This is a genomic window from Prevotella sp. P5-64 (genome assembly GCF_002251285.1).
In the GTDB taxonomy this organism is placed as follows: Bacteria; Bacteroidota; Bacteroidia; order Bacteroidales; family Bacteroidaceae; genus Prevotella.
In genome coordinates, this window is record NZ_NPJK01000065.1 from 20,347 (window position 1) to 32,590 (window position 12,244).

Sequence of the window (12,244 nt, forward strand, 5' to 3'; positions counted from 1 at the left end):
CGGTGTACGTAGAATTATGTCTGTCAGGGCAGTCTGCCTGCACCTCGCCCTCGCCGACTTGCCCGTCGGTCATGGCGCGGTGGACGCTACCCTATGCAAAGGTACTGCAAACCATAGACAATACAAAGAAAGCGCGATGGTTTTTTAGGTCGAAATGGCAACCACCGCATCTGGCGACAGCAAAAAAATGTCGGCACAGACACAATTTCCCTGCAAAATGATTGGCAGTTCGATGGTTTATATCTACCTTTGTCTCACCAATATACAAAGAAAGGACAGACATGGACAACGACAACAAGCCGACAAAATTCTGCTATCCATATCCGCATGCGGCAATCACTGCCGACTGCATCGTCTTCGGCTACGACCCCAACAAGACGCTACGCGTGCTGCTCGTCAAGCGGCGCAACGAACCCTATAAGGACTGCTGGGCGTTTCCCGGCGGCTTTATGGAGATAGATGAAGACCTGGAGACCTGCGCCCGGCGCGAGGTGATGGAAGAGACGGGCATGGCGTTGGGCGAGGTGTTCCAATTCCGCAGCTACAGTGCCGTAGACCGCGACCCACGAGAGCGCGTCATCACCGTAGTGCACTTCGCCTTTGAGGCCCTCGCCGAGGTCAAGGGCAGCGACGATGCCGCAGAGGCACAGTGGTTTGACATTGACAACCTGCCAGTGCTCGCCTTCGACCACAGGACCATCATCCACGAGCTCTTTGAGTTCCTGGAGGATGTGATATACAACGACCTGTTCTTCAAGTATTCGCCTGAAGGCATACCGATGGACGCACTAAGCAAACTGACCACAGACATACTGCATCTGAAAGAACTGGAGCATCCGCCCATTGACGACGACACGTTGTAGGACAGCCCCGGCACCCCATAGAACCAACAGAAGACAACCATGATTATCGAAGAAATCGTAAAATATAATGAAGAGTTTGTAGCCCGACGCGGTTACGAACAGTATGTTACCAGCAAATACCCCGACAAGAAGCTGGCAATACTCTCGTGTATGGATACACGACTCACCGAACTGCTCCCGGCAGCGCTGGGACTGAAAAACGGTGACGCAAAAATCATCAAGAACGCCGGCGGACTGGTCATCAGCCCCTTCGACTCTGCCATGCGCAGTCTGCTGGTGGCCATCTACGAACTGGGAGTAGAGGAAATCATGGTGGTGGCCCACTCCAACTGCGGCGCCTGCCACATGAACGGTGCCGAGATGAAGCGGCTGATGCTGGAGCGCGGCATACACCAGGACGTGATAGACACCATCGCGCTCTGCGGCATAGACCTCGACCACTGGCTTGAGGGCTTTCACGACACCGAGGACTCGGTGAGAAATACCATCAACACCATAAGCCACCACCCGCTGGTGCCGCGCGACGTCAATCTCCATGGATATATCATCGACTCGGTGACGGGCAAGCTCACCGAGGTCAAATGACAGAAAGACAGCCCACAAGATGATAGAACTCAAGAATGTAGACATACACTGCGACGACGGCACAGACATCAGGCAGGCGTCGGCAGTGGTGGCCAACGGACGCTCGCTGCTGGTCTATGGCCGCGATGCCACCACGCGCCACTGTCTGACTGAGGCGCTGCTGGGGCTCAGGCCCGTGGCTGGGGGCTATCTCACCTACGACGGCGAGGTGCTCACTCCGGCTGCCTCGCGCTATATGCGACGACAGATAGGCTACATACCCGCACTGCCGCCACAGCCCCAATACTCGCTGCGACAGATGGCCGACTCGCTGCTGCAGCTCGACATCCATCGCGAATACCGGAAGGACAGCAACCAGCTGATAGACATCTGGATGGCGGCAGGAATAAGCGAGCAGCACATCGACGCGCCCTGCGAGACAATCGCCGCAACAGAGGTGACGACGGGCATGCTCTGCCTGGCCCACTGGCTGCGCAAACAGGTGGTGATAGCCGAAGAGGTGGCCGACGAGGCGACGGCTGAGCGGCTGAGGGAGATGGCTGCCGAAGACTCGGTCGTCATAGCCACGACAGCCAACAGCGCGTTGGCAGATTATTTTGACAACCATATCAATCTGGAGGAACTACAATGATAGAGACCATACATCTCTCTTTTGGCAACCTGATTATAGGTGCCCTGTTTTTCATCATACCTCTATATGCGCTCTACGCCTTCAAGGTAGAGATATGGGGGCGCACGCTCAAGGCGCTGGCCACGATGGCTGTGGCGCTGACCCTCGGCGCACTGCTCACGGTGCTGGCCGTCCGGGCTGGCCACATCGGCGTGACGCTGCTGTGCGCGCTGGTGTTGCTGGCTGCCACCGCCTGGTACATGCGCATCAAGGCACGCATACGACAAACCAACTACATAGTGCCCATCATGCTGGGGCTGACGCTCACCATACTGCCTCTCTCGCTGATATTCGTCTATCTGGTGCTGGGCATGAACCCGCTGGAGCCGCATCTGCTGCTGCCCGTCGTGGCCATCACCACGGGAGCGGTGGCTGAGTCGAACGTCAAGGCGATGGGCGCATACTATGACGGACTGCACCACCATGCCCAACTCTACTACTATCTCACCGCCAATGGTGCCACCCATCGCGAAGCCACCAACTATCTGGCCCGACGCTCGATGAAGCGGTCGCTCATACCGCTGTTGCAGCGCATGGGTATCATGGGGATGGGCACCGCGCCGGTGATGATGTGGGCCATGACCATGAGCGGCACAGACATCATGAGCGCGCTCGTGATACAGCTGCTGTTTACGGGACTGCTCATCTCGGCAGCCACAGGCCAGCTGGCGCTCACCCTCGTGCTGGCGCGCAGATACGCTTTTGACGCATACGACAAAATCAACGCCAGAGGATGAACAGGATATTCTGCCCACTGATAGCGCTGCTGTTACTGTCTGGATGCAATCTGCCCAGAGACCACAAGCGACTGACAGGACGGCTGATGGACGACGCGCCACAGCAACAGACCGAGGTTGAAGACACGGGCGCACTGCTGCCGGCGCCACTCACAGACAGGCCCGAGCAGATACTGCACCGTGCGGGGTACACTGCCTCGTACAATCATGAACTTAGGCTGTCCAACTGGGTGGCTTGGCATCTCACAGCCGACCACACCAACGGCCCCTTCAAGCGCAAGGGACGCGCCTTCACCGAAGATGAAGAGGTGGAAGAGCCGCGTGCCAACACCTATGACTACCAGCGCTCGGGATATGACCGCGGACACATGTGTCCCTCGGCTGACAACCGATGGAGCGAGCAAGCCCAGGCCGACTGTTTCCTGCTGACCAACATCTGCCCACAGCTCCATGCGCTCAACGACGGCGACTGGCGCATACTGGAGGAGCAATGCCGCGACTGGGCTGATGACTGGGGCGACCTGTACATCGTGTGCGGACCCGTACTGACCAGACAGCACCACAAGCGGATAGGCAAAAACAAGGTGACGGTGCCCGAAGCCTTCTTCAAGGTCATCGTATGTCTGCAGGGAGAGCCACGCGGCATAGGCTTCATCTATCGCAACGACGCCCGCCGACGGCTCCAGACGCAGTATGTCAACTCGATAGACGAGGTGGAACGCATCACGGGCATAGACTTCTTTGCCTCGCTGCCCGACCAGATAGAGGACAAGGTGGAAAGCCAGGCTCGGCTGGAAGACTGGACCCAACGCGCCAACTGACGCCACCGTCTCTGGCAGCAGAAAGGGGGAAAAGAGGACCTATGAGGGCATAAATGCCGGAAAGGCAAAGGCGAAAGCAATCGCAGAGGAATATGATAAAAATGACAAGCATGCACATATTTATCATATTCCTGCTTTTTATATAGCTAAAAATGATAGATAGGTTCACGCGCATGAAGGTTTTCTTGCTGAGAAGCGGCTTTATGAGTAAATTTGTAATCATCAAACAATGAAAGCCGACATCCATGCGATGGCGGAACAAAGACTGACTCCGCGCCGTACTGACTACTGCGGGCGGAGATTAAGGGAAAAAACCAGAGACTGACATTGACAAACACTAAAAAACAACTCAAAAGTATGTACGACCAACTGGATAATCTGAATATCACGATTGACAAGTCTGTCAAGAGCATTACAAGAGCGGCATGTATGTATCTGTCGCTGGCCATCGAATATGGCATATTGCTCACCGAGAACCCAACGGCACGCATCGTAATCTACGACGACCACATCGACTTCGGCGTGAGCATGAACCCCATGATGGATATGATAAACGGCGCCCTGCTGCCCCACTTCTACAAGGAGAACAACCGGGTGGTGTACCGCTTCATCGGCGATGCCAAATGCGAGGTGAATGACCAGATCATCGACTACGTGGGCAACGACTGCATCGAAGCCAATGAAGAAAGCCACGTGTTTCAGCAGATGTACACCAAATACGGCATAAACTAATCGGAACGGAGGACATCTCCAGGAAGCCGGAAGCCACTTACACACAGATTATTACCATCACTGCCGGCTCGTATCATAAGAAACGCGAGCTCGTATCAAATGTCACGAGGGCTCGTATCTTACGACACGAGCCCTCGTGATTATTGTTACGAACCAGCCAACACGGCAAGCAGACCGGCAGAAGCAGCTGACAACGGCACTGCAGGCCATCAGGGCGACCGGCAGAGCGGCATGGCGCCGCCGCGGTCAGAGCATCAGCACCCGCATCTCGGCATTGGTCATCTTCATGATCTGGCTCATGGGGCGCTGATGATACACGCTCTGTATGGCCTTGTTGATGATACCGTGACCCACAGCCACCACCACCTGGTCGGGATAAGTGACCCGCACCCAGGTGAGGAAGTTGCGGGCACGGGCGAGCAACCGCTCAGCCGACTCGACATTGGCGGGCCACTCGCGGTCGGCAAGCGAGGGGATGTACTCGCCGGTGAAGTCGCCCCAGTCGCGCTCGCGCAGCAGCGGGGTCTCCACCATAGGCACCTGGAGCCCCTGGGCGAGGATGCGGCAGGTCTGGATGGAGCGGTAGAGGTCGCTGGAGACGAAGGCGTCGATGTGGATGTCGCTGAGCTTGTCGCGCAGCGCCTCAGCCTGGCTGATGCCGGTGGCATTGAGTTCGCCCTGGGTCTGCCCCTGCATGATTTGGCGGGCATTGTCGACGGTTTCGCCGTGGCGTACAAGATATAATGTTGTCATAGTCATAATATAATTTGTGGTCAAAATAATTGCATGACCCAATGATTGTTTGTACTTTTGCAGCAGAAAATGATAATTGCTACAAATTAATGAAAAATCTGCTAAGTTCGCAGTTCCGCGCGCTCGTCGCCATCATCGTGGGTCTGCTGCTCATCACGTTTCACGAAGAGACGGTAAGATGGATAACCATACTGATAGGCGTGATGTTCTTCCTGTCTGGCGTGTTCTCGGTGACAACCTACTACGCCTACCGCAAACCCGAAAAGGGCATGATTATGTATGACACCGACGGCAACCGACTCAACCTCTACCGCCCCGTATTCCCCGTCGTAGGGTTGGGCAGCATGGCGCTGGGAGTGATACTGGCGCTGATGCCCACCACATTCATTACAAGCATCACCTATATCTTCGCCCTCATCCTGATTATGGCTGCAGCCAACCAGTTTATCGGTCTGGCCCACATACGGCAAATTGTGCGCATAGGGCTGTTCTACTGGGTGGTGCCCTCGGTGGTGATGCTCATAGGTCTGACCGCACTGATACGGCCCGAATGGATAGCCTCGGCTCCGCTCATCATCATAGGTTGGGCGATGGTGGTCTACGGCGTGAGCGAGTCGGTCAACACGCTCAAGGCCCACGCCGCCCGGCGCGCCTACAAACAGATGATGGACCGCTGAAACTCCGACAGCGCCGACGCGCCAGCCGATAACGCTGAGTGACACGCCGACGCTGTCGTAAGCAAGCGTCATCGCAGCGGTGCAGGAGATATCAGCGCTCTACGATACCCTGGATATAGTCGCAGATGATGCCGATGCCCTTGGCGTTCTCTCCACCCTGTGGGATGATGATGTCGGCAAAGCGCTTGGTAGGCTCGATAAACTGCTCGTGCATGGGCTTGAGCACCGAGAGATAGCGGTCGACAACCATGGACACGGTACGGCCGCGGTCGATGGTGTCGCGCTGGATGTTGCGGATGAGTCGCTCGTCGGGGTCGGCATCGACAAATATCTTGAGGTCCATCATGTCGCGCAACTTCTTGTTGATGAGCGTCATGATACCCTCGATGATGATTACCTTCTTGGGCTCGACATGGATGGTCTCTGGCAGACGGTTGCAGATGATGTAGGAGTAGGTGGGCTGCTCTACGGCACGGCCATGGCGCAGCTCGTTGACATGGCTGATGAGCAGCTTCCAGTCGAAAGCATCGGGGTGGTCAAAGTTGATGGCATGGCGCTCTTCATCGCTCATGCCTTTGTTTTCATTATAATACGAATCGAGCGGCACCACAGCCACATAATGGGGCGGCAGAGCCTCAACGATTTTCTTCACTACAGTGGTCTTGCCCGAGCCTGTTCCGCCGGCAATACCGATAATGGTTACTTCGCTATTCATTATTGTTTGTTTTACAAGGGGTAAGACCATCGCCAGCCCAAAGGTCGCGGCAACGCCCCACCCCATCATTTTCTTATTCTGTATCAGCACGGGCCGCTGCGACGTCATCGCCAAACAGCTCGTCGAACATGCGGCTGTAATACTCGGTCTTCAGCTCCACCTTCATGGGATAGGCCCTACTGCTGCTGGGCTGCCGGTAGAGCATCAGTTCGCGCCCGGCATAGCTGAAGGGCACCGACTGGCCCATGGCGGGCTGGGCGGTGATGTGGAAGTGGGAGGAAAAAACCTGAGTGGCAAGCTGCCCTGCCGTGAGCACAGCCCGACACTGGGGCAGAGCGTCGAGGAGCGCATCGAGGTCGGCTGGCTCTACGATGTCAAGGTCCTTGTCGGAAGCAGTGCCCTTGGTGCGTCTCACCCGGACAGCCGTATCGTAGATGGCCACACCGAGGGAGGACAGGAAGGTCTGCAACTCGGTCAGGCGGAAGGTGTGCCTGGCCTCATCGACAAAGTGCATCTTGTCGCCAAAGAAATGGAGACCGAAAATGCGCCACATATCGTTGGTGTAATTGGGATAATACCAATCCATACACCAACGACGGGGCGCAGGGGGGAATGTGCCAAGCATCAGCAAGCGTGCATTGGCAGGGAGAAAAGGTAGAAAAGGATGTGTCTCGACATCCATAATTTACTTCTGCTTGGAGAGATACACCACAACGGGCAAGTGGTCTGAATAGCCGTCAAGCCATACGCCTCCAGCGGTGGTTCGCTTGGGAGCGCCCTTATACTTACCGGTGCTCTGGAAGAGATAGTCGCGGCGGAAGATTTGGGCCTTGCGATACTTGAGCATGCCGGCGTCGGGGTCGTTGGCATCCTTGGGCATGAGCAGATTGGGGGTCATGATAATCTGGTCGAAGAGATTCCACGAGCCACCATAGAAGAGGGTGCCTTTACCCTGCTTGTGGATATTGATCCATGGGCTGTACATCTCGCCAGGTCCCACCTTGTCCTTGTCGGCTCGGGCACCCAGACCGTCGACCATACTCTTGTCGAAGGGGTCGTCGTTCATATCGCCCATGATAAAGAACTTGTAGGCGGGATTCTCGCGGAGCAGCGAGTCCTTGATGACGCGCATCTGGCGGGCTCCGAGCTCACGATAGTAAGAGGTAGAGAAGCGGCTGGGCAAGTGGGCCACGATAACCACCACCGGCTCGTCGGCAAGTTCGCCCTTGACGGTGAGGAAACCACGGGTAATGAATTTCTTGTCCTTCTCCTGTTCGGTCACATAGGGATGGAGCTTCACATCATTGACCTTGAAGAGCGCGGGATTGTAGAGCAACGCACAGTCTACACCTCGCTTGTCGGGGCCCTCGATGTGGCAGAACTGCATATTACGCGCCTTGAGCGGCTCTTGGGCACAGAGGTCTGTAAGCACACGGGCATTCTCGACCTCGCTCACTCCGATAATGGCGCAACCCACATTGGGGAGCATGTCGGTACCCATATCGGCAAGCGCCTTGGACATATTCTTCAGTTTATGCGAATATTTCAAGCCGTCCCAACGGTAACTTCCATTGGGAAGAAATTCAAAATCGCGTTTGCCTTCATCATGGATGGTGTCAAAGAGGTTCTCCTGATTGTAGAAGCCAACTCCGTAAACCAACAGCTTCTTCTGAGCTGAACTCATGAGGCAAATCATACATGCCATCACGGCCAAAAACAAGTATCTTTTCATCTTTTTTTAGTTATTTTCTGCAAATATCGGAATTATTATTGACATAATGCCCATTTTCATAGATTTTTATTTGAAAAAACTTTTCCATTACAAATATATTTAGTTACTTTGCAAACATATAACACATAATTATAAATATATTCAACTATGCAAAGAAAGCTTAAATTGGCAGTGATTGCCCTGTGCTATGCTCCGTTGGCCTTCGCCCAAACGCCCTCAGGCGAGAAGCAGACCACCAAGCCCATAGACGAATCGGCATTCACATTCACAGAGGCACAGTTGGGAGACGATGATGATATGACACAGAATATCAGCATCCTCAACTCCAACTCCAACCTCTATGCCAGCGGCGTGGGATATCTGTTCTCACCCGTAAGATTCCGCTACCGTGCGTTAAACCAGAGCTACAATGAGATTTACATCAATGGCGCTCCTGTCAACGACATGGAATCGGGACAGTTCCGTTACTCTCAGATTGGCGGTCTCAACCAGCAGACCAAGAACGTAGATTTTGCTCTTCCCTTTGAGGACTGCCAGTTTGGCATGCCTTCAATGGCCGGCAGCAACAACTACGACTTCCGTTCGGGCAACATGGCAGCAGGCCATAGAGCAACCGTATCGGCAGCCAACCGCAACTACAACTTCCGCGGAATGTACAATTACAACTCAGGCTTCAACAAGAACGGTTGGGCTGTATCTGCAAGCCTCACCTATCGTTGGGCCAAGCGCGGATATGTAGAGGGTACATTCTACAATGCCCTGTCTTACTTCTTCGGCGTCCAAAAGCTCTTAGGCGACAACCACTCTCTGTCGTTTGCCACATGGGGTAACCCCACTGAACGTGGCGCACAGGGTTGTGCTACTGATGAGGTATACTGGCTCACTGACAACCGCTACTATAACTCCTATTGGGGTTATCAGAACGGCCATGTGCGCAACTCACGCGTGGTGACAGAATACTCTCCCTCGGCAGTACTCACCTGGGACTGGGACATCAACAAGGACATGAAGCTCACCACTACCGTATTTGGACGCTACGGTATGTACAAGAGTACCCGACTGAACTACAACAATGCTGACAACCCCCATCCTGACTACTGGAAGAATCTGCCCAGCTCATACTTCTATGTATGGGGCGACGACCCTCTGTACAGCGCTTATCGCACGGAGTCGGCTGCCAACAACTGGAAGCAGGCTTATGACAGCTGGCAGAACCCTATCAACCAGCAAATCAACTGGAACCAGCTCTACTATGCCAACAGTCAGGTATCAAAGAACGGCGCCGACGCCCTCTACTTCATCCAAGCCAAGAACATAGACAACGCCACACTCACACTGGCTTCTACTCTGGCTGCCAAGCAGAGCAAGAACGCTTCGTGGAACGTGGGACTGGTACTCTCGACCAACAACGGTCACCACTACCAGACCATGGAAGACCTGCTGGGTGCCAAGTCATACCATAACATCAACACCTATGCTGTGGGCAAGTATGCTCCCGGCTCTGACGAGACTCAGTATGACCTCAACAGCGCAGGTCCCAACAACCTGGGCCGTCTGGTGTACAATGGCGACATCTTCGGTTACAACTACAACATCTTCGTACACAAGGCCAACGTCTGGGCCAACTACCAGAAGTCTGTAGGCCGTCTGCACATGATGGTAGCAGGCCGCCTGGGTGGTGTCATGATGCGCCGCGAAGGCCACATGCGCAATGGTCTCTTTGCCAACAACTCTTACGGCAAGGGAGAATATGCACGCTTCGGCGAAGGTGGTGTCAAGGGTAGCCTGACCTACAATGCCGGCAACGGGCACACATTCCTCGTAGGTATGGGTTATCAGTGGAACGCCCCCAAGGCCAACGCTGCATTCGCTTCACCTGAGATGAACAACGACTTCGTGCTCAACCTCAAGGACGAGCATGTGCTGACAAGCGAAATCGGCTACCAGTTCAACAACAGCTGGTTGCACGCCAACATCAACGCCTACTACAACCGTATGGACCACGTCAGCGAGTGGCAGAACTTCTACTTCGACGATATCAACTCATTCTCTTACGTGTCTATGACCGGTATCAAGAAAGAATTCTATGGCGTCGAGGCTGGACTGAAGTTCAAGCTCTCTTCGGCTTTCGACATCAACATGCTCGGAACCGTAAGCGAGGCCAAGAACATCAACAACGCACAGGCTCGCTACCTCATCTCTACCGAGGGTGCATACAGCGAGACCGAGACCGTATATAATAAAGATATGCACGAGGCCAGCACACCTCTCACCGCTCTCAGCCTCGGTCTGAGCTACCACCAGAAAGGTTGGTTTATCGACCTCAACGGTAACTACTATGACCGCATCTACCTCTCTTACTCTCCCTGCTACCGCTACGAGTCTTCGCTCAAGAAGCGTCAGAACATCTATGGTGACGTGTATGACAACGAAGGCAATCTGCGCAAGTCGGCCATCAGCCAGGAAGAAGGCAAGGGTGGTTTCATGCTCGATGGTAGCGTGGGCCGTCTCATCCGTCTGAAGAAGGGTCAGATTTCAATCAACTTCTCTATAACCAACATCCTGAACAACCGCGATATCGTTACCGGTGGTTTCGAGCAGAGCCGAAGCGACTACTCTAACGAGAAGGTAAGAGCTTACCGTTTCTCCAAGAACCCCAAGAAGTTCTATGCCTTTGGTCCTAACGGATTGCTGAACATCGCATACAAATTCTAAAACTCACCAGCGATATGAAATATATGAACAAGATATTGGCCGCCTGCTTCTGCGCCCTGCTCGCTTCGTGTATGGGCAGCGACTATGCAGACCCTAACATGACAGAAAACCCCTTCGGCAACAGCCAGATTGCCGAAACCAATGTGATGAATATCGGTGACTTGAAGGAAAGCAAAGACTTCAAGTTCATCATCGCCAATGGTGCTTACAAGAAGGTGGAGAAGAGCATCCAGATTAAGGGCCGCGTGACCGGAAACGATGCTCAGAGCAACCTCTACAACACCATCTCTATCGAAGACGCCACTGGAGCCATCGAGGTTTCCGTAGGCCAGGGTGGAACCAGCGGTTTCATGCCCGTAGGTCAGGAAGTGCTCGTAGAGCTCAAGGGTCTCTACATCGGCGGTTACCGCAAGAAGGCTCAGATAGGTACTGTATATACCAGCGCCAACGGTACTCTCGGCATCGGCCGCATGAACCGTCAGGAGTGGGCCCAGCACTACAAGATTATCGGCACCGCCGACCCCTCTCAGGTGGTTCCCACCGAGTTTGATGTGACCAAGATTGCCGACGCAAGCTACATCAACGCCAACGCCAGCCGACTGATGACCATCAGTGGCGTGGAGTTCTCAGCCGCCGACGGCAAGGCTGTCTATGCTCCCGATGACGGCAGCGTGACTCTGACCAGCAACTGCGCCAACCGCACGCTCAAGGGTTTAGATGAAAAGAAGATTGTAGTGCGTACCAGCACTTATGCCAAGTTTGCCAAGGCCGTTCTGCCCACTGGCAAGGTTAAGATTACCGGTATCTTCTCTCGCTTCAACGACACCTGGCAGATCCAGATACGTTCGCTCGACGATGTTGTGGCCGACGACCCATTTGCAGGCATCGACGGTACTGGCCTGGGCACAGCCGAGTCACCCATCGACGTGACACGCGCCCTGAGCCTCATCGCCAAGAGCGCCTACGAAGCCACCAAGGAGTACTATGTGACAGGCATCATCTCAAAAATCAAGGAGGTCGATACCGGCAACTATGGCAATGCCACATATTATATATCTGTTGATGGCAAGGACGCCAACAACCTCACCGTCTTCCGTGGTTACAACATCGGTGGAGAGAAATTCACCGCCGAGGACCAGATCAAGGTAGGCCAGAAGGTTGTCGTTGCCGGTACGCTCACCCTCTACGGCACCGAGCCAGAGATGAACGCTGGCAACAAGATTATATCCATAAAGTAACACATC

General features: G+C 54.4%; 13 protein-coding genes. 9 read left to right on the forward strand and 4 right to left on the reverse strand.

Going from position 1 to position 12,244, the window contains the following annotated elements:
• The first annotated feature begins 281 nt into the window (after nucleotides 1–281).
• From CIK87_RS11945 to CIK87_RS11970, 6 genes are all read left to right on the forward strand, one after another.
• On the forward strand, nucleotides 282–863 hold the full coding sequence (locus CIK87_RS11945) for an NUDIX hydrolase (protein WP_094387368.1): 582 nt from the start codon (nucleotides 282–284) through the stop codon (nucleotides 861–863).
• A gap of 42 nt (nucleotides 864–905) precedes the next feature.
• Complete coding sequence (locus CIK87_RS11950; RefSeq protein WP_094387425.1) at nucleotides 906–1,448, forward strand: carbonic anhydrase; 543 nt, start codon at nucleotides 906–908, stop codon at nucleotides 1,446–1,448.
• A gap of 19 nt (nucleotides 1,449–1,467) precedes the next feature.
• Nucleotides 1,468–2,079, forward strand: coding sequence for an ABC transporter ATP-binding protein (locus tag CIK87_RS11955; RefSeq protein ID WP_022309900.1), 612 nt, complete (start codon nucleotides 1,468–1,470; stop codon nucleotides 2,077–2,079).
• Nucleotides 2,076–2,855 (forward strand): ABC transporter permease, encoded by a 780-nt coding sequence (locus CIK87_RS11960; RefSeq protein WP_094387369.1) that lies wholly within the window; start codon nucleotides 2,076–2,078, stop codon nucleotides 2,853–2,855. Before CIK87_RS11955 ends, CIK87_RS11960 begins: the two co-directional genes overlap by 4 nt.
• Nucleotides 2,852–3,676, forward strand: coding sequence for a DNA/RNA non-specific endonuclease (locus CIK87_RS11965; protein WP_094387370.1), 825 nt, complete (start codon nucleotides 2,852–2,854; stop codon nucleotides 3,674–3,676). The genes CIK87_RS11960 and CIK87_RS11965 overlap by 4 nt, the downstream gene beginning before the upstream one ends.
• Nucleotides 3,677–4,033: 357 nt before the next feature.
• Nucleotides 4,034–4,408, forward strand: a complete 375-nt coding sequence (locus CIK87_RS11970) for a hypothetical protein (RefSeq protein WP_022309903.1) — start codon at nucleotides 4,034–4,036, stop codon at nucleotides 4,406–4,408.
• A gap of 246 nt (nucleotides 4,409–4,654) precedes the next feature.
• Here CIK87_RS11970 and CIK87_RS11975 read toward each other — a convergent pair whose 3' ends face one another.
• Nucleotides 4,655–5,161: a histidine phosphatase family protein gene (locus tag CIK87_RS11975; protein ID WP_094387371.1), complete on the reverse strand. Its 507-nt coding sequence runs from the start codon at nucleotides 5,159–5,161 to the stop codon at nucleotides 4,655–4,657.
• An 89-nt stretch (nucleotides 5,162–5,250) separates the two neighbouring features.
• Here CIK87_RS11975 and CIK87_RS11980 point away from each other — a divergent pair, with 89 nt between their 5' ends.
• The gene (locus CIK87_RS11980) at nucleotides 5,251–5,838 is read left to right on the forward strand and encodes a DUF308 domain-containing protein (RefSeq protein WP_094387372.1); all 588 of its coding nucleotides are present in this window, start codon (nucleotides 5,251–5,253) and stop codon (nucleotides 5,836–5,838) included.
• A 91-nt stretch (nucleotides 5,839–5,929) separates the two neighbouring features.
• Here CIK87_RS11980 and udk read toward each other — a convergent pair whose 3' ends face one another.
• The 3 genes from udk to CIK87_RS11995 form a co-directional block, all read right to left on the reverse strand.
• Entirely contained in the window at nucleotides 5,930–6,553 is a 624-nt protein-coding gene (gene udk / locus CIK87_RS11985; RefSeq protein WP_022309906.1) for a uridine kinase, read from the reverse strand.
• 73 nt (nucleotides 6,554–6,626) lie between these two features.
• A complete protein-coding gene (locus tag CIK87_RS11990) occupies nucleotides 6,627–7,235 on the reverse strand; it encodes a uracil-DNA glycosylase family protein (protein WP_094387373.1) in 609 nt (202 codons plus the stop codon).
• Nucleotides 7,236–7,238: 3 nt separating this feature from the next.
• Nucleotides 7,239–8,285: an endonuclease/exonuclease/phosphatase family protein gene (locus CIK87_RS11995; RefSeq protein ID WP_094387374.1), complete on the reverse strand. Its 1,047-nt coding sequence runs from the start codon at nucleotides 8,283–8,285 to the stop codon at nucleotides 7,239–7,241.
• A 147-nt stretch (nucleotides 8,286–8,432) separates the two neighbouring features.
• Between CIK87_RS11995 and CIK87_RS12000 the strand changes: the two genes are divergently transcribed.
• Nucleotides 8,433–11,000: a TonB-dependent receptor gene (locus tag CIK87_RS12000; protein ID WP_094387375.1), complete on the forward strand. Its 2,568-nt coding sequence runs from the start codon at nucleotides 8,433–8,435 to the stop codon at nucleotides 10,998–11,000.
• A gap of 23 nt (nucleotides 11,001–11,023) precedes the next feature.
• Entirely contained in the window at nucleotides 11,024–12,238 is a 1,215-nt protein-coding gene (locus tag CIK87_RS12005; RefSeq protein ID WP_254046557.1) for a DUF5689 domain-containing protein, read from the forward strand.
• Nucleotides 12,239–12,244 lie beyond the last annotated feature (6 nt).